The organism is Trichocoleus sp. Lan, assembly GCF_039961855.1.
Lineage (GTDB): Bacteria > Cyanobacteriota > Cyanobacteriia > Cyanobacteriales > FACHB-T130 > FACHB-T130.
This window is the reverse complement of the sequence record NZ_JAMPKA010000007.1, coordinates 101,072-119,961: the sequence shown is the minus strand read 5'-3', so window position 1 is coordinate 119,961 and position 18,890 is coordinate 101,072. Positions and strand designations below refer to the sequence as shown.

General features: G+C 45.4%; 15 protein-coding genes. 8 read left to right on the top strand and 7 right to left on the bottom strand.

The features are described from left to right. Positions 1-48 precede the first annotated feature (48 nt). Positions 49-1,167 carry a hypothetical protein gene (locus tag NDA03_RS08470; RefSeq protein WP_190414978.1) on the top strand — a complete coding sequence of 373 codons (1,119 nt, stop codon included), beginning with the start codon at positions 49-51 and terminating at the stop codon, positions 1,165-1,167. Between the two features lie 122 nt (positions 1,168-1,289). Here NDA03_RS08470 and NDA03_RS08465 read toward each other — a convergent pair whose 3' ends face one another. Then, on the bottom strand, positions 1,290-1,763 hold the full coding sequence (locus tag NDA03_RS08465) for an ATP-binding protein (RefSeq protein ID WP_190414979.1): 474 nt from the start codon (positions 1,761-1,763) through the stop codon (positions 1,290-1,292). Positions 1,764-1,981: 218 nt separating this feature from the next. Continuing rightward, entirely contained in the window at positions 1,982-3,247 is a 1,266-nt protein-coding gene (locus NDA03_RS08460; RefSeq protein WP_190414980.1) for a hypothetical protein, read from the bottom strand. 86 nt (positions 3,248-3,333) lie between these two features. Here NDA03_RS08460 and NDA03_RS08455 point away from each other — a divergent pair, with 86 nt between their 5' ends. Then, positions 3,334-5,298 carry a dynamin family protein gene (locus tag NDA03_RS08455; RefSeq protein WP_348237816.1) on the top strand — a complete coding sequence of 655 codons (1,965 nt, stop codon included), beginning with the start codon at positions 3,334-3,336 and terminating at the stop codon, positions 5,296-5,298. Between the two features lie 198 nt (positions 5,299-5,496). On the opposite strand, the gene NDA03_RS08450 is transcribed toward NDA03_RS08455, so the two are convergent. The 4 genes from NDA03_RS08450 to bioB form a co-directional block, all read right to left on the bottom strand. Further along, positions 5,497-7,746 (bottom strand): transglycosylase domain-containing protein, encoded by a 2,250-nt coding sequence (locus NDA03_RS08450; RefSeq protein ID WP_190414982.1) that lies wholly within the window; start codon positions 7,744-7,746, stop codon positions 5,497-5,499. 208 nt (positions 7,747-7,954) lie between these two features. After that, the gene (lspA, locus tag NDA03_RS08445; RefSeq protein ID WP_190414983.1) at positions 7,955-8,458 is read right to left on the bottom strand and encodes a signal peptidase II; all 504 of its coding nucleotides are present in this window, start codon (positions 8,456-8,458) and stop codon (positions 7,955-7,957) included. Between the two features lie 133 nt (positions 8,459-8,591). Then, entirely contained in the window at positions 8,592-9,176 is a 585-nt protein-coding gene (locus NDA03_RS08440; protein ID WP_190414984.1) for a biotin transporter BioY, read from the bottom strand. Between the two features lie 205 nt (positions 9,177-9,381). Then, positions 9,382-10,467 (bottom strand): biotin synthase BioB, encoded by a 1,086-nt coding sequence (bioB, locus tag NDA03_RS08435; protein ID WP_190414985.1) that lies wholly within the window; start codon positions 10,465-10,467, stop codon positions 9,382-9,384. A gap of 299 nt (positions 10,468-10,766) precedes the next feature. On the opposite strand from bioB, the gene pstC reads away from it, so the two are divergent. The 6 genes from pstC (at position 10,767) to NDA03_RS08405 (ending at position 16,611) form a co-directional block, all read left to right on the top strand. After that, on the top strand, positions 10,767-11,684 hold the full coding sequence (pstC, locus tag NDA03_RS08430) for a phosphate ABC transporter permease subunit PstC (RefSeq protein ID WP_190415044.1): 918 nt from the start codon (positions 10,767-10,769) through the stop codon (positions 11,682-11,684). 128 nt (positions 11,685-11,812) lie between these two features. Beyond that, the gene (pstA, locus tag NDA03_RS08425) at positions 11,813-12,715 is read left to right on the top strand and encodes a phosphate ABC transporter permease PstA (protein WP_190432156.1); all 903 of its coding nucleotides are present in this window, start codon (positions 11,813-11,815) and stop codon (positions 12,713-12,715) included. A gap of 230 nt (positions 12,716-12,945) precedes the next feature. Beyond that, positions 12,946-13,752, top strand: coding sequence for a phosphate ABC transporter ATP-binding protein PstB (gene pstB, locus NDA03_RS08420; protein WP_190414986.1), 807 nt, complete (start codon positions 12,946-12,948; stop codon positions 13,750-13,752). A gap of 384 nt (positions 13,753-14,136) precedes the next feature. Continuing rightward, positions 14,137-14,538, top strand: a complete 402-nt coding sequence (gene psb27 / locus NDA03_RS08415) for a photosystem II protein Psb27 (protein WP_190414987.1) — start codon at positions 14,137-14,139, stop codon at positions 14,536-14,538. Positions 14,539-14,673: 135 nt separating this feature from the next. Continuing rightward, the gene (locus tag NDA03_RS08410; RefSeq protein ID WP_277877665.1) at positions 14,674-14,808 is read left to right on the top strand and encodes a hypothetical protein; all 135 of its coding nucleotides are present in this window, start codon (positions 14,674-14,676) and stop codon (positions 14,806-14,808) included. Positions 14,809-15,078: 270 nt separating this feature from the next. Next, entirely contained in the window at positions 15,079-16,611 is a 1,533-nt protein-coding gene (locus NDA03_RS08405) for a family 10 glycosylhydrolase (RefSeq protein WP_348237815.1), read from the top strand. Positions 16,612-16,620: 9 nt separating this feature from the next. Here the strand turns inward: NDA03_RS08405 and NDA03_RS08400 are convergent, their stop codons facing one another. Beyond that, the gene (locus tag NDA03_RS08400) at positions 16,621-17,967 is read right to left on the bottom strand and encodes an NB-ARC domain-containing protein (protein ID WP_348237814.1); all 1,347 of its coding nucleotides are present in this window, start codon (positions 17,965-17,967) and stop codon (positions 16,621-16,623) included. Positions 17,968-18,890: the final 923 nt, after the last annotated feature.

Genomic DNA, 18,890 nt, shown 5'->3' with positions numbered 1-18,890 from the left:
AACCTTGAAAACGGGAACCTTAAATTAGGTCAACCCAAAGGAATTGTGATGACAGGCGCTATTTACCTAATTCAAGACAAGGGTCAGCTGGTTGAAATGATCGAACAGCCCTATGACTCGGAAGCTTTGCTGCAAAAACTGCTAGCCGACTATCCCAGTTTGTTAGCTGGTGACCAAATCAACAGTGCGGCACCGAGACGTTGGTTGTTAGTTTCACAGGAGATGCCTGTGCCATCTGAAGAAAATGGTTTCGACCGATGGGCACTCGACCATTTATTTCTCGACCAAGATGGAATTCCAACTCTGGTGGAAGTCAAGCGCAGCTGCAACACTCAAATTCGCCGAGAAGTAGCTGGACAGATGCTCGACTATGCTGCTAATGCAGTGGTTTATTGGCCTGTCGAGAAAATTATTGCCCAATTTAACGCTAATTGTCAGGTAAAAAGTCAAGATTCTGAACAGATACTCAGCAATTTTCTAGGCGCTGATGCTAACCCCTCTGAGTTTTGGGAAAAGGTCAAGACAAATCTGCAAGCTGGCAAAGTCCGTCTAGTCTTTGTTGCTGACAAGATTCCTCCTGAACTTCAACGTATCGTGGAGTTTTTAAATAAACAAATGAATCCAGCGGAAGTATTGGCAATTGAAATTAACCAATACGTTGGTCAAGGTTTAAAAACTCTTGTTCCTAGAATTATTGGTCAAACAGTAGCAGGAAAATCAACGCAATCTCTACTAAATTATGAGAGTAAGCAATGGAATGAGTCCTTGTTCTTTCAAGAATTAGAGGCTAAAAAAGGGAGTGATGTAGCTCAAGCTGCCAGAAGCGTTTTCAACTGGATAAATTGTGAAAAAATGCAGGTGAGTTGGGGGAAAGGAAAAATTGAAGGGTCTCTGATCCCCAGAATAATCAGTTACAAAGGAGAAACCAGAAAGTTTTTCACAATTTGGAGTGGTGGCAAAATTGAGATTTATGCCTACGAACCTCCATTTAACTTGGAAGACAAAAAGACTGAACTTCTCAACCGCTTAAAATTAGTCCTAGGTAACTCGATTTCTGTTAATGCCTATAACTGGTATATTCCCTTGTTTGCACTGAAGGATGAGTTGATAGCAAAGCAATTTTTAGAAGTAATGGACTGGGCGATTCAGGAAATTAAAGCATCGTAATTACGAATACAGACTGTCACGTAATATGAGTTAGTAGCTTTTAACCGATTGCTGGTAGTAATCATCTGCTAAATCAGCCTATTGATATCGCCAGCGATCGCATTTGTTTGTCAAACGTATCACTATCCATCAGCAACCTCATCTTCAGTCCAGGTACGAACCTCAAAAGCGAAGTCACCAGCCATCCGCACGTAGAACAGTTGGTGGAAGCCTTCATTATAAGAAGGGCGTTGTAGCTTCTTGATTGTCGCGTAAATTGCTACATCTGGCACCCGTTTTTTACCTAAGCGCTGCTGGTTACGTTCCCGGCATTGACTCACTGACGATTTAAAGTAATAACCGATAATTTCGGCACCATACATACAACCCAATTCAATGAGAAACGCACGTTCTTCTACGGTTGGGTTAGTATTATCCACAACAACCGATTGTCCCATTTCAAGTGTTTCTTTAATAAGCTGTGTCTGCCTTCTAGAGCGGTTTTTGTTGTTCCGCAACAAATCCTTGCTAACCAGCTTATGCGTTTCAGCAAAATGAGTGTGATAGAAGGTACTTTTCCCAGAAGCCTGCAAGCCGATAAAGATGACTAACTGCATAGACAATAGCCTATCAATAGCCCTTATTTAAGCATAGAGTTTAGAATAAAGGAAATTTTCAAGTAATGGTAATTGCAATTTTAAATTAACACTTAGCAATTTACTCTTAAAAAAATTGCGAATAGAAAAATTAGCGAATACCATCAACTGTTATTTGAATGGAGAAGGCGATCGGACTCAGTCAAATTTGAGCGATCGCATCTTCGTATATTTAAACTTTACGCCGTCACTGCCTCGTCTTCAGCTTCATCTCTGACTTTGAAATACCAGTACAGGTTAGCAACAGCTAAATTTGAGGCTTTCTGTAAATTTGAGGGTACTAAAGTTTTATAACCTGCGATCGCAGCTTGCTGACTAATATAAGATTCTGGCTCTCGACGTAGTTCAGGCTGCATCATAAATTGAAGCTGATTGCAAAGGGATACGAAATGAGACTTTTGCTTTAAATTTTCATAGAGTAAATGTTCTGGAGGTACTGCCAAAGCAGTTGTATCTGTACTAACTATGACTTCTGAATTGCTAAAATCAGCACTTTGGAGTAATTTTAATTCTGAAGGTGGGAGGCTTTGCATCCAATCAACTTGATTTTGCCAAGATTCTAATACAGCCAGATCGTGATCGTGAATGCGGGTGATTTCAGGAAAGAGAAAATCAAGCTCATCCTCTGTTTCACAGCTATTAATAACATTAAGGGAATCTTGACGGATTTTGTTTTGGAGGTGGGAAAGTTGATGACTCACAGCTGCTGGCTGATTCTGTAATTGATAGGTTAAGACAATTGTCTGCTCAATTGCCCAAGCACACTCCATCCGGCGAAGCTGCCCAGCTGCACAAGTTTCAGATAACAGGCGAGGATTATTATAGTCGGCTAAAGCCTCGACTATAATCTGTCGTGCATTTGCTAAGTCAGCAGTTCTGATACTCATATCTTCGCAGCACATAGCTGTTTTCATCAGCTTAGTTGCTTCCAAGAAACGTCCATAAGCCTGAGTTAAAATTGCGCGATGTTGTCTAAACTCAACATCTTCGGCAACTTGGTCAATCCGTTGAATAATTTCGGTTCCTTGCTCTTTCAGAGCTTTTTTTAAGTCAATAAATCCGTCTTTAACTTCGAGCTTCAGTTTTTTTACGTCATCCCTTAGCTTCAAAGTTTGATGAAGATTTACCGCTGATAGCACAACTCCAGCCGCTACACCAATACCAATCACGGCTGTAGTCGCTTGCAGAACTCCCAAGCTAGCCTGGACAGATTGAAATTCTCTGTGCTTTTGATACATCCGTGCCCCGCTCATAGCAAACTGAAAAGGCACTATCAGCGGTGACAAAGGACTGTTGTTAACTACAGCACCGACAGCATGAGCAACGAATTGCCCAGTCGTTGCATCTCTAGCCATGCCTATTGGCACCCCTGCGGATGTAAAGACTTGCACATATTTGTTAGCAGCGATACCAGCCTGGATTATAGGGGAAAATTCAAAAATCATTACTTTTGGTAGATTTACAGATGTAACTGAAGGTTATTTGCAGCTATCCTAGCATTACTCATGCTGATAAAAGGAATCATTAACTAATGGCTAACTTACAGGGCAACCAGCAGCGTCGTGTCTCATCCTTTGCAGAGTTTCAAAAATTTCGGAAAGAACTAGATAAGTTTTACAATCAATTATTTAATATATTTCAAGAAGGCAATCAACATAATTCTCAATTTATTGCCTTGATAACGAAAATAGAGAAGGCATCTAAAAAACTACAATCTCAGAGATTTCGTATAGCAGTAGTAGGGGAGTTTAGTCGAGGAAAATCAACACTAATTAATGCCCTTGTAGGTGAAGAGATACAACCTGTAAGAGCGATTGCATGTAATCGTACAATCACAGTCTTAAAACATGGGTTACAGAAGCGGATTGTATGCCATTACAAAAATGGGCGACAAGAGAATATCTCTTATGATGAGTATAAACTCTTAGTAACTATTTCTAAAGAGGCAGCGCGTGATTACCGAAGTGATGAGTTAGGGCGTTCTGAAATCGAAGAGATTATTTTTGAGCATCCTAATTTAGAGTTCTGTAAAAATGGTGTAGAGCTTGTAGATTCTCCCGGTTTAAACGAACATCCTCACCGTGCTGCCATTACTAAAAAATTACTTAAAGATACTGATGCGGTAATTTTTATCCTTAATGCCTCCCAAATTCTAACTAGCGGAGAACGTAACCTAATTCACGATTTAAGAAGCCAAATTTGTGAAGGTAAAAATGAACCAGCAAACAACCTTTTTATAGTAGTCAACAAGCTGGATCAACTAGAGCATGAAAAAGATAGACAAGAGGTAAAAGAGGAGGTTGAAAATTTTTTGTATGGGAAAAGCCCAATTGTTACGGGTGATAATCGCGTTCATTTTATTTCTGCACTAAAAGCTAGCCCTGGCAAAATTGAAAGTCAGTATTTGAATCTATTTAAAAATTTTTCTTGCTCGGTCGAAAATTTTCTCACATCTGAGCGCGGCTTTGTAGAAATTAAGCAATCTGCAACAACACTTAAGGGAATAATTGAAGGCAGTTTAAATATCTTTCAAGAATTAGAGAATGATTTGAATGACAAGATAAAAGCTTCTGAAGTAGAAAAACAAAAATTTATAGAGCAAATTGGTGAAGTGAGTGGGCAAGGTATCAAAATCCGTCTCCAAATTCAAAAACTCATGTCTAAAATGATGGATAAAGTAAAGCAGGAGGTTTATGAAGATTGGAAAGAGTGGCTGAAAGAAGGTTCGTGGGAAGAAGTATTACGGAAAAAGTCTGAACAATGGAATTCTGATAAAAATCTTATTTTAGACCAAAAAGGTATAGTAACAGACTACGTTAATCAATTCAGCCGAGAACTTTCAGAAGAGATAAATAAATGGGCAGAAAAAAAGATTAAGGAGATAGTTAAGCATAACCTGGAAATTTTAGATAAAGAGGTTAATCATGAAATTCAATCTTTATACAATCAATTAAATATTGATGAGCAAAAATTTCAGAAAAGTTTTAATGATGAATATGGGGACTTTGCCAGTAGTTACACAGGTGGCTTTGCTGGTGATTTTCTAGATTATTTAATTGGTGCAGTCCTAGGAGGCCTACTAGGCCTCCTAGGATACATCGTAGCGTTGTCTTTTACACCTGCTATAGGTTTAGGAATAGCAGCAGCAGTCATTGGTGCTGGTGCATTTGGTATGAAGGGTATTTACGATCAGATAAAAAAAGCAGTTTTTGAGGAGTGTAAAAAGCAGTTCTTAGAAGTGGAAAAAGAAATAGTAAATAAGATTATTGATCAGATAAATTTAGTGATTTCAAAACAATTTTTTCAGGCTAGGCTTAGTTTAGTAGATAAAATTGTTGGGCAAGCAATTTCAACTTATGAAGCTTGTTTAGAAGAACAGGAGAGAAAGCAGGCAAAGATATTGGAACAATGCGAAGCTGAAAAAGCTTTTATTGCTCAGAAGCGGCGGGAACTTGAGCAGGTGCAAAAGAATATTAAAGCTATCCTGCCTTCTTGATAACTTAAGGAAGTGGAGAGAAAAGCAACATCCTATTTAACATCTGCCCAAAGTGCTACGCGATCGCGATCGCTAACGCTAGAAAAAAGGAGGGCTAAGAAAAGCGATTAGTTTAGCGGTAAAAAAGTCAATTGCTATTATTAGCCCGCCTGCGCGGGCTTCGTTTGTATAGCCGCGATTTCAATCGCCACAGCTTAATTAACGCACCACTTGCCGCATATAGTTTGCCCAAACTTGGGCAGCTTGTCCGCTACTTCCTCGCGTTGGAGTATTGTCGTCATTTCCCAGCCAGATGCCGGTAACGAGATCCTGACTGGGAACGTAGCCGATAAACCACAAGTCAACACCGCTATTCGTGGTGCCCGTCTTCCCCACCTCTCCGAAGCCAATCGACGCCGCCCGTGCCGTACCCCCTCGCACTGCGCCCCGAAGCATATTCGTCATCGTATCTGCGATTCCCTGAGACAGCACCCGCTTCGTTGCCCCGGCTTCCTCCTCGAAGGAGTAAATCACCCGGCAGGTTTGCGGATTGTTAAAGTCTTTGCAATCGCTGCTGTCCCGAATCCGCTGAATGGCGTGGGCACGATTCCAGACGCCACCATTTTCCAAGGCACCGAAAGCCCCCGTCATCTCCAAGACAGTGGTTTCGCTTTGCCCCAACACCAAACCGGGAACCGGATTAAGCGGCGTTGTGATGCCCAGTCGCCTCGCCATCTCCACCACCCGATCTAAACCGACATCCTGCGCCACCCGCAGCGCGATCGCGTTCTCAGACTGGGCAAGCGCGGTGTACATATCCGTCCCGCTACCCCCTACTCTTTCGCACCCCCGAAAGCGTTGACTCTGCCACACTACAGGGGCGCAAGAATAAAACTTTCCCGGCGAGTTACCTTGTTCAAGTGCCGAAGCATAGGCAAAAATTTTGAAGGTGGAACCCGGTTGTCGCTTGGCTTGAGTCGCACGATTAAATTGACTTTTTTGAAAATCTGTGCCACCGACCAAGGCGCGAATTGACCCGTTGCTGGAGTCGAGGGTGACAATTGCTCCCTCAGAGAACCTGTAACTTCCCCCAATGGTATTAACTCCGTTGCGGAGGGCAGTTTCCGCCTTTTGTTGAGTCTCTAGATCCAGATTGGTTTCGACAAAAAAATTGCCTTCTTTTGCCAGTTGATCTCCCAACAAGAATTGGAGTTCGGTGAAAACGTAGCTGTAAAAATAGGGTGCCTTGATGCTAGCTAAAGCTTCTCTGGCTTTGGGGCTAACGTCAATACGCGATCGCCTTGCTCGTTGAGCTTCTTCCGCACTGATAAACCCTAGATTTGCCATGCGGTTGATAATGCGATCGCGCAGTCCAATCGCCGTTTTATAATCCCGAATCGGATTAAAACTATTCGGTGCTGGCAAAATCGCCACCAGCGTCGCCGCTTCAGAAATATTTAAGTCTCTGGCAGATTTGTCGAAATAAAACTGAGCCGCGTCCTCAAACCCGTTAGCGCCAACACCCAGGTAGATGCGGTTCAGATAATTCCGCATGATCTCGTTCTTACTGTAGAACGTCTCCAGCTTCAGAGCGACGATCGCCTCCTTGATTTTTCGCCCCGCGCTATCTTCTGTCCCCACATACTCCCGAAACAAACTCCGCGCCAACTGTTGCGTAATCGTGCTACCGCCTTGACGAATTCCGCCTCCCTTGACATTCGTCACCACCGCCCGCAGCGTGCCAACAGGATCGACCCCGAAGTGCCAGTAATAGCGACTGTCTTCCGATGCAATCACCGCTTGAGGCAGATACTTGGAAAAATCTGATAATCGCCCCAATTCCCGGTGCGCTATCGTTCGGGGACGCTGTAACGGCGTTCCGTCATCAGAATTAATTACTACTGGCCCTTGTACGCCAGCCGGCAAAGGTCGAATCGGAATATTGCGCCACTCAAAAAGAATCCACAATGCCAATAAACTGGTCAGCCCACCCACCCCATAGAGGGCGTAACGAGTCGCCAGGACGTACCAGGGGGGCGGATTGTGGTATTGAAGCCGAACCGCATCCGCCAATTCCGGTGGTCCTAGGGTGAGGATATCGCCGTGGCGTAGTATGAGGCTATTGAGCCGCCGTCTCCCTCGGTAGATGCCATTGGTAGAGTTTTCATCCTTGATGACAAAGGACTGCCCGCGCCGTCCTTCTCGGTTTAATGAAAGATGAATCTGACTGATAACTGGGTTCCGCACCACGATATCGCAAGATTTAGAACTGCGTCCCAGTAAATAGCGATCGCCCAATAGTGGATAAACCTCTGCCTTAGCAGCACCGGCATCCTGCACCCATAGTTCCGGCACTCTGGCATTGGGCTTCAGCGCCAGCGCATTAAAATTTACCTTAGCTTGAATGGTCTGTACTGCCTGAGTTAGTTGACCCAGGATGGTTTTAGGCGGTTGTTGGGGTGAGGTCATGTCAGAGGCAAAAGGCTCAATGCGACAAGCAAGAGGTTTGTACTAAATATTCTAATCTCTTGCCTAGGGAGGCGTTGTGAAAAAGAGAAAGAGCTTACAAAGATAGGTTTTAACAAATCGTCTTTTAAAAAACTAAAGAAGGGAATTAATTATCAACGGAAAAATCAGCTTTCTCCCACTTCCCTCTGCTTCCTCTGCCCTCATCTCTTCAGCGTGGTCTGCCAGATGAGGAAGGTTGATTCCAAAACCAGGCAATCAATAAACACACCATGCCTACATTAATAAACATATCTGCCAGATTAAATACTGCAAAGTGAATCAGCCGAAAATCCAAGAAATCAACGACGCAACCATTGAAAAATTTGTCATTGATAACGCAACTGTTGAAAAATCGGTCAATTCCATTGCCCACCGCTCCACCTAAGATAAAGCCACAGCCTAATTGTTCCCAACGATCCAAATGGGGGTTTACTAAAGCGAATCCGATCAAGAATAGACTCACCCCCAAAGAAAGCCAGGGCAACCAAACTTCTCCTTGAAACCAGCTAAAAGCTGCCCCAGGGTTCAATTCATAGGTAAAGTGGAATACATTAGGCCACAGCGCCCACGTTTCTTTATAGACAAAATTCTGCACCACCCAATATTTAGTTACCCGATCCAGAATCAGACTAACGAAAGCGGCGAGCCAAAAATAGTGATTTTTAAAATTCATTGTAATTATTCATTAGTCATTAGTTATTCGTGATGAGTGATTAGTCAATCGTTCTTTAGTAATCAGTATCGGTAGACTATCAACCCACTACCCCATGACCAACGAGCGCTTGACTAATGACCGAACCAACGACTTAATAAAGCATTAGCTGGCGTAAGAAATAAGCCAAGACTGTCACTGCACAAACAATTGCCATTTGGGCTGGTAAAGGATAGACGGAGTATTTCAAAACTGCTTCCCATAACGGCAGTAATACCGCTCCCAAGGTTAACAAATGGGTCACGATTAGATAAGTCAAACCAGTGATATGGATGACCAGCAACCCACAAATACAGCTGAAGGACAAAGACTCCAATCGCTGCGGTGCCTTAAAAGCCACTAAGCCACAGATCCACGCACCCGGAATAAAGCCTAGTAAGTAGCCGAAGCTGGGTTCTGTGAGATAGTCGAGACCTCCGCCCTGAGAAAAGACTGGAAACCAGGGAGTGAGACCCAACGCCAGGTAAGCAATTTGAGAGAGTGCCCCGGCATTTTTACCGCCCATACAGCCAACTAGCAGCACGGCACCGATTTGATAGGTCACGCCCAGCGAGTGAGTTTGAATCCCTTGCTGAGACCAATTCCAAGGAAGGCTGGGGACATACGCTTCCAGAAACGTACCACCAATCGTTAGGAGTAAGCCAATCAAGGCCCACAGTAGTTCAGTGGGAGCAAACACAAGGGTAAAGGAGCAGGGGAGTAAAAGAGCAGGGGAGTAAAGAAGCAGAAGCGTCAAAGAGCAGAAGCGTCAAAGAGCAAGGGAGAAATAGTCCTCAGTCCTCAGTCCTCAGTCCTCAGTCCTCAGTCCTCAGTCCTCAGTCCTCAGTCCTCAGTCCTCAGCCCTCAGCCCTCACCAGGAGCGGGGAGTCCCGCCCCTATAGCACTCATACCTTAGCAGTGTATTCGCCGGGAATGGGTGCTTCGCCACCCGTAAGCCCTAGGGATTCGAGCATAGCATGGTCTTGCTCTGGCGGTTGCCCGATAGTGGTGAGGTAGTGTCCAATCAGCATGGCATTCATTCCCGCTTGAAAGCCCATTGCTTGGAGTTCTCCCATCACGGCTTCCCGTCCGCCAGCGTAGCGCAGAATTTGTTCGGGCAGGATGAGGCGGAAAATGGCGATCGCTTTGAGGGCTTCATAAGGATCGATTTTTGGGCGATCGCTTAGGGGTGTCCCTTCTCTGGGATTTAATAAATTCAGGGGGACGGATTCGACTTCCAATTCCCGTAGCGCCAACGCCAGATCCACTCGGTCTTCCCAGCTTTCGCCCAATCCCATAATTCCACCCGTGCAGGCTTGAATTCCCGCAGCTTTGAGATTTTGGATGGTTTGGACGCGATCGCGCCAAGTATGAGTTGTCACGATTTGCTCAAAGAAGTTCTCCGATGCCTCTAAATTATGGTTGTACCGCGTTACCCCCGCCTCAGCTAGCGCCTGAGCTTGTTCTGGCGTCACTTCTCCCAACGCACAGCAAGGTTTAATCTGGGTTTCGGCAATAATTCGGCTCACCGTTTCCAGAATTTGTTCAAATTCCGTCGATTTGGGGCTGTTGTACTTAATGCCGCGTCCTTGAGAAACTAAACAAAACCGCTTTGCCCCAGATGCTTCAGCTGCTTTGGCTTGGGCAAGAATCTCCTCGGTGGATTTCAAGCCATAGATTGGCGAGTCTTGACCGGGGTGGTGAGCAGACTGGGAACAGAAGCCGCAATTTTCCGAGCAATTGCCAGATTTCACATTGACAATGCTGCATAAATCGACTACGTTTCCGCAACAAGCTTGACGGACTTTGTCGGCTGCTTCGCATAGCAGCAAAATATTTTCTTCACCTTCAATTTGGGATAGAGCGATCGCTTCAGCTCTCCCAATCCGCTCGCCAGCAATAATCCGAGAGGTCAGGTTTTGCAGCCATTGCCGCAGTGACTCCTGAGACTTGCTGTTAACATCCACGTTTGACACCGATGCTTGAACCACGTTCGGCCCTTTTGATCGTATTTATTGAAACGATGGCATTTTATCACTTGGTTTGCAGACAACTAAAGCCATACCTTAACCTGACCTTTACTCTATCCTTTACGATTAGACGGTAGGCTAATAGCAAAACTGCCCCTGCTAAGCTGGAATGTCTGGCAATTGAAAAAATTGCATTCTGAGTAAAAAAAATGGTACGGGTCTAGCTTGCATCAACGAATACAAGCGTTTATTGCTTTTACTAACCAGTGTCTGAGGAAAATAATCCCGTGAGTTCCGTGACCTCCGGTTCGCAGAAAATTATGAAACCCCGCTCCGATTGGGATCGGACGATGGATCGGGGCTTTATTTGGCTAACTCGAATTTTTGCGTTTGCAGTTGCTGTAATCCTGATTTGGATAACGGTACAAGTTGCAATTAAAGCTTGGCCTGCGATTACAGAATTTGGGTTTGGCTTTATTACCTCCACCAATTGGGACCCAGTTCGCAATCAGTACGGAGCGCTGCCTCAACTATACGGCACGATCGCTAGCTCAGCGATCGCCCTGTTGATTGCCGTGCCAGTCGGGATTGGCGTCGCCCTTTTTCTGAGTGAAGATTATTTGCCGCCACGAATTCAGGTGGTGATTGTTTTCCTCGTAGAACTGCTAGCAGCGATTCCCAGTGTGGTCTATGGTTTGTGGGGAATTTTTGTTCTGATTCCCCTTTTGAAGGTCGTAGGTAACTGGCTTAACGCATCTTTGGGTTGGCTGCCCATTTTTAGCACGCCGCTGCGTGGCCCAGGCTTGCTCCCGGCAGCGCTCGTCCTCGCCATTATGGTATTGCCGACTATCGCAGCCCTTTCTCGTGACGCCCTCATCTCGTTACCTCCAGACTTGCGGCAGGCGTCAGTTGGGCTGGGAGCGACGCGTTGGGAGACCATTCTCAAAGTGCTACTCCCGTCCGCTTTCTCTGGAATTGTGGGCGCAGTGATGCTGGCACTGGGTCGAGCTTTGGGAGAAACAATGGCTGTAACGATGTTGATTGGGAATTCTAACAACATCAGTCCTTCTATCTTGGCTCCGTCCAACACGATTGCTTCCCTACTCGCCAACCAATTTGCAGAAGCAAGCGGTCTGCAAGTAGCAGCCCTAATGTATGCTGCGTTAATTCTATTTGTCCTCACGCTGTTAGTGAATATCTTGGCTCAGATACTCATTGAGCGCGTCCAGCGAATTTAATCCGTTCCTTGTTCTGAGATGACAGCAGACTTGCACAGGCGGGTTTATCAGTATAGGAAAGCTACTGGCAGATATCTGGTGAAAGCCGCCCCTCCATAATCGACCACTGACCACCGACCACAAATATGATGTCTAAACCCCAGGCTCAACCAGTTTCCGGATTTCCCAGTCGTAGTTTGAAGCGATCGCCTACTTCCCCCCGGACGCTGTTTGGGATCGTGATGACGGCGCTAACGTTTCTTTGTGCTGTCCTGGCTATCCTGCCTTTGGTGGCGGTGCTTTCCTACGTAATTATCCAGGGTATAAGCCAGCTGAACGCGAGTGCGTTCACGGAACTGCCGCCCCCTCCCTTAGTACCCGGAGGCGGGTTTGGCAACGCCATTCTGGGAACCCTCATCATGGTCGGAATTGCTGCCCTGATTAGCATTCCCTTTGGCATCATGGCAGCCATTTATTTGTCTGAGTTTAGTAATACGGGTAAGTTTTCTTACTGGATTCGCTTTGCCACCAACGTCCTGAGTGGAGTTCCCTCTATCATTGTGGGCGTCTTCGCTTATGCCGCCGTCGTTCTCACAATGGGAACTTATTCCGCATGGGCGGGAGGATTTGCTTTATCAATCTTGATGTTGCCAATTGTAATTCGGGCAACCGAAGAAGCTTTAAGATTGGTTCCGCAAGAAATCCGACAAGCATCGGTCGGACTGGGAGCAACTAACTTTCAAACGGTGTCTCGCGTGATTTTGCCAGCAGCACTCCCAGCAATTGTGACGGGAACGACGCTGGCAGTTGCTCGTGCTGCTGGTGAAACAGCACCCCTATTATTTACTTCCCTTTTCACCCAATATTGGCCTAATTGGAACAATCAATTAAAAGAACCAACGGCTTCCCTAGCGGTTTTAGTTTACAACTTCGCTACGTCTCCATTTAAAAATCAGCAAGAATTCGCTTGGGCGGCTTCTTTCATCCTAGTTTTACTGGTTCTGATAACCAGCATGATTTCTCGTTTAGCAACGGCTCGTCGAGTTTATTGATGAACAATTGTTCAAATATGTGTTGCTATGATACGGAAACTTAAACAAAGTAATGCAACAATGAATACATACCGAGGTTTAATAGTATGCTAGGCGCTGTTTTTAACCTTAAGGACGAAGCCGTAATCCCCTTGACTTCCCAAGCAACACAATCCTTCGCCCAATCATCTGCCCAAAAACCTACAGGGTTTTTGTTAGCCTGTTAAACCCAAAAACCGATCTGATTATTTATGTTGTCGAATTCTCAAACCAAGAATCAAACTGAGACTGTTTTACAGACAGAAAATCTAAAGGTATACTACGGAAATTTTTTAGCACTTCGAGACATTTCGATAGATATTCCCAAAAACCGGGTTACGGCTTTTATTGGACCTTCGGGTTGTGGAAAAAGTACCTTGTTGCGCTGCTATAACCGCCTCAATGATTTAATTAAAAGTTTTCGGGCAGAAGGCAAAGTCACTTACCACGGTCAAGATCTTTACGCTCCAGAAATCGATCCCGTAGAGGTGCGGCGACGGATTGGGATGGTCTTCCAAAGACCAAACCCATTTCCTAAATCGATTTATGACAACATCACCTTTGGTGCCCGGATTAATGGATATCGGGGCGATTTGGATGAATTGGTAGAGCGGAGTTTGCGGCAAGCGGCTCTGTGGGATGAAGTGAAAGATAAACTTCGAGCGAGTGGTTTATCTTTGTCTGGGGGACAGCAGCAGCGGTTGTGTATTGCCAGAGCAATCGCTGTTCAGCCAGACGTGATCCTGATGGATGAACCCTGCTCCGCTCTCGACCCCATTTCCACGCTGCGAGTTGAAGATTTGCTCCATCAACTCAAAGAGCAATACACCATCGTGATCGTGACGCACAATATGCAGCAGGCATCGCGAGTATCTGATATGACAGCCTTTTTCAATGTCGAACCAACCGAAAAAGGAGGTCGTATTGGTTATTTAGTCGAGTACGACCGCACCGAGGTTATCTTCCAAAGCCCTCAGCAGCAAGCAACACAGGAATATGTAAGCGGTCGCTTCGGTTAATTTTTCCAGAAAAACGATTGATTGAAAGAAGGTAGGGGCAGGGTTTCTGCCCTTACTCGTTGTGGGATACCTGTCAGAAGTATTCCTATCAGATTATTTGATTTAGCAAAGCCAAAAAAATAGGAACTTCCATTTTTTTTCGCATCTGTTAAAAGGATGAAAATAGTGGAATATAGGGGCACAAATAAATGTAACGAGGGGTAAAAGTTTATGGATTGTTCCTACAAACCATAATTCCTAAACTATGAACCATCGAGAGTCTACGTTTATTTACACCAAACGTCTTATCTCTAAAATTTAAAATCTAAAATTCTAAGGGTTCCAATTCGAGATAGGATAAACTCTGATTTTGCATTTCCATCTCGTTTGGTAAAAAAAATACTTATGAAGCGTTATTGGTCACGTCTCCTAGCCCTGGTTTTGGTAGTTACGATGGGATTGATGGGCTGTTCCTCCAGCAGCTCGCTAGGACTGAGTGGAGATTACCGCCAAGATACCTTGGCTTTGTTGCAAGGTTTGAGAACAGCAATTGAATTGCCAGAGGGTTCGGCAGACAAGGCAGCAGCTCAGTCACAAGCGCGTCAGATTATTAACGATTTTGCCTCTCGCTATCGGCGGGATAGCTCTGTCGCTAAGCTGAGTTCTTACACGACGATGCGAACTGCATTGAATTCAATCGCAGGGCATTACAGCTCTTATCCGAATCGTCCGCTGCCGGAAAAACTGAAGACTCGCTTAGAGCAAGAGTTCCAGCAGGTGGAAGCAGCTTTGAGACGAGAAGCTTGAAGAACTAGCTGGCGAGTTGTTAGCTGTTAGCTGTTCATTCACTGGCTAATCGCTAATCGCTTTTATGGAGATCGCGTCCACTGCTCTAAGACCCGGTTGGGGATGATGGCAGATGGAGTGAATTTACCGTGACCAGTGGAGCGATCGCATCCGCTGCAACACGCAGCACAGACGGCGGATGCGATCGCCGCAGACAAAGCGCCGCAGATAAAGCGCTACAGACCAAGCGCCGCAGACAAAGCAATGACAGATTACGCCATTTTGTTTTAATTTCAGAAGATAAAATCTTGAAATCCTGTTTGGGCTTTGGTTTGAAAAGCCAAAATGGCAACAGACGTGGCAGTTGGTATCGTCGATCTTATGGGTGCCTATTTCTACTAAAAAGCAGAGATTTGCCGGAAACGCGGGTAAATCTGTGTATAGAGTCAATTGACAAGTACTCAGACAAGTGCTGATATGATGCTCAACCAGCGAAAGAGGTTCGGATGACACCTTATGTTCCATCCTTTCGTCTGATGGGTAGACATATCTAACAGTTCTATGAGATTGGTGTTTAGGAGGAAGTTCGTGGGTCAGGCATCGTTAAGATTGCCGCAAACTTGGCAGCGTGTCTATCGCGGTTTAGTTGCAGCAGTTCTGACCAGTAGTAGTCTTATCAACCCTTACTTGGGTTCGCAATCTGCTCTAGCTCAAACAAGGGCATATTGCCAACTTTCAGCAGATGCGATCGCCCAAAAAGAAAGTTTGCGTGTTTCAGCCGTAAAGGGAAACTCGGATTCCCAAGGTCGCTACAGAACGCTCTTGAAAAAACACGCAGAGAGTTTGCAGCAGTGTCGTCAGCAAACTTGGCCCCGCGTACAGGCAATCTGGCTGCGCCTGTATCCCTGTGACATCCGTCCTGGGGCACTAGATGAATTAATGGATCGCTTGGTTAACCGGGGCTACAACCAGGTCTATGTCGAAGTTTTTTCTGACGGTCAGGTGCTACTGCCTAAGGCAGAAAACTCCACACCCTGGCCTTCTGTCATCAGAACTCCAGGCGCTGAGAAAGTAGACTTGCTCGCACAAGCGATTAACAAAGGGCGCGAACGGGGGATGCAAGTCTATGCGTGGATGTTCGCCATGAACTTTGGCTACTCCTACTCCCAGCGACCCGATCGGCAGCAAGCGCTAGCCCGCGATGGTATGGGAAAAACCAGTTTGTCGGTCACGGAGGACGGTTCTCAAGCCTTCATCGATCCTTACAACGCCCAAGCAAAACGAGACTATTACCAGCTGGTTCAAGAGGTGGTTCGTCGCCGCCCCGATGGAGTGCTGTTTGACTACATTCGGTATCCCCGCCAGTCAGGAAGTGCTTCCGTGGTAACGAAAGTCCAAGATTTATGGATTTACGGAGATGGTTCTCGACAGGCTTTGTATGACCGCGCCCTCAACAATAAGGGACGAGAACTGATCGAGCGATATATTACCAAGGGATTCATTAGCGCTGGCGATGTTGCAGGGGTGGATAAACTTTACCCAGATGAGGGATCGCCCCTCTGGCAGGGACGCAACCCCGTTGCCGATGAAATGAAAGCAACCGCCTCACAGCGCCAAGGCCGGCTGCAATGGGAGTTGTGGCAACTGAGTGTTGCCCATGCGGCTCAAGGCGTTGTGGACTTTGTGGCGTTAGCCAGCCTCCCCGCCCAGCGACAAAGAATCCGCACGGGGGCAGTGTTTTTCCCGGAGGGGAATCAAACCGTGGGTCAAGGGGGGTATGATTCGAGAGTGCAACCGTGGGATCGGTTTCCCAGTTATATGGAATGGCATCCGATGTCCTATGCAACCTGCGGCAACACCAGCTGCATTGTCCCGCAAGTTGAGCGGGTTTTGAGTCTTGCGCCACCCGGCACTCAGGTTTCACCCGTACTAGCGGGGGCTTGGGGCAAGTCGTTCAATTCTCGTCCGTCCTTAGAACAGCAGATGCAAGCGATCCGCGCTGGGGCACCGCAAGTCAATTCAATCAGCCATTTTGCCTTTTCCTGGCAAGAACCGGAAGTAGACCGCGATCGCAAGTTCTGTGGTGCCGACTAGCGATCGCTTTTAGCTCCTAGCCGCAAATCTGGGATACTCGTCACTAGACACGATTCGCAGCGGCACTTGGGTAATTTTTTCTTCGATTAATTGGTCGCTTACAAATTCCATAACCACAGGCTGCAAAAAGAAAAATGCAGCCTTTTTTTCGATTAGCGATCGCTCTTCCAATGATTCCAAGGCTTCTAGCAGTTTTTGCGGTGAGATCGAGGGCGGTATCTTCTCCCGCAATTGTGAAAATGAAAGGATTTGGTTACTCAGGGCGAGGCAGTTAATAATTATCTTTTCCGTCTCGGACAACCGCTTAAATTGTTGCTCTAAAAGATTGCGAATCTCACCAAACACTGTAATTTTTTGGTTTAAAAAATCAGAAATATTCCCGTGGAATAACTTATGAATCGTCGTCGAGACAATTTTTAATGCTAATGGATTGCCTGCATAGTATTCAATTAGCTGGCTCCAGTCGCTCGGCGAACCCCATAAAGAACCGTTCGCCCTCAATATTTCCTGTACTGGTGCTACCTGCAAGCCTTTTAGTTTCAGGACTCGAACGGGTAAAGTTTCTCCTTCGAGTAGTCCAATTCCTTTTGGCTTCTCTCGGCTTGTTAGCACCAAGCAACTTTGATGGGGTGTTTCTCCTACCCGTTTCAAAAGTTCACCATAATCCTCATAGCCTTCGCGATAGTGTCCAGCGCCATAGCGCCAGGAAGTCTTAGGCAAATCGCCCCCGTGCAGAATTGTCTCAGCATTATCGAATACCAACAGACAGCGAGAAAGCTTTAAATAACGAATCAGTAGCGAAATTCTCCCGTCTACCGTTGCCGGTAAATCAGTTTCCCGCTCATTTGATAGAAATCGGATTAGCTCTGCTAGCATCTCGTTGATGGGCGGAGCATTGCGTAGACTTCGCCAGATCGCAAACTCGAATCGATCTTGAATTTGATGGCCTAGTTTCACCGACAAACAGGTTTTTCCGATTCCGCCGATTCCTAACAGCGTTACCAGTCGGCAGCGTTCCGACAAAATCCAGTGCGTTAAGGTTGTCAGTTCTTCCTCTCGTCCTGCGAAAACGCCACACTCAGGGATCTCGCCCCAATCTTGTCGAACATTAGCAGTTGCACCTACTCTCTCCTCAACCGCCTCAATCTGAGAACCTGCTAAACAGTAATCACTTTGTTCCAGCTTTAAATCAAAAGCTCTGAAGCAGCGACTCAAGGTTCTCTTGTCAACTCCAACTTCACAAGCAAATACTTTCATCAGCGTATCTGAATCTAAGCCAGTGCGACGACTTAAAGCTTCGAGGGTGTAATGTTTGTCCGAGTTTTTGCAACTTTCCGCTTCAGATTTTGCGGTCACAAGTTTCTCAAAGCCTTGAGCGGTTAGAATTACGCCGCGCTTGCGTTTCTGTTTCACTGAATTTTTCATGCTCATTTGTTATGGCTATATATTTATCGGGCAAGGGAAACGAAGTGGTTGTGCTATTGCTGCAAAATGCCAAGTCTATTTACCCGAATCAGATATGCAGGGGACTGACACAACTGTTCGCGCTTATCTCTAGCTTGAGATAAACGATAGATATGGCTAGAAGATAGACGTTTTATTCTCCTGACAACATAAAATATAATAACAAACGCCCTAACGTGTAACTTTTAAATCAGTTGGAAGAGTAAGTGGCTCAAATATTATTGGTGTAATACTTTTCCTCAAGTTTCATCTCAAAAAAATAAGAATAGCAGGAAAAATAGGGTTTACTTTTTCTGTCCGGACTGACTCAATTGTTAGAGCCAATACAAAAGCTTAATTAAAAAGATGCGGGGCGAGTATAATAAAAACCCCCAGTTCCGCCTATTGTCTGTAGAGTCGGAGGGATTGGTTAACAGCAGCTTTTGTTAACTATAAAAAACTTAATAAAAGTATATCCAATAATTCATAAAAGTTAATAATTTACCATTTTGACTACCAGCTCAGCAAAGTTAGTTAAGAATTTTCTAAACTTAAAGACTTTTAAAATTTATAACCAGTTAACCCTTACTAATTGCTCAATTTTGAAAAAGCTGAAATCAATACTGTTGCTGGCTTCTGGAAGTTGTTCGCCCACAATCCTTAAGTTCGGCATTTAAGTTCCTAAACTTCGGTTGCACAGACTGGTTTGAGGAGCCAGACTTAACTTACCTAAACGCAAGCCGTACCTACCTAAATTATGAATTTTTTGTTAAATAAGGCTTGCATAAGCTGATTAATGGATATTGTGGCTTCGAGTCAGGTAAGCTCTTGCTGCC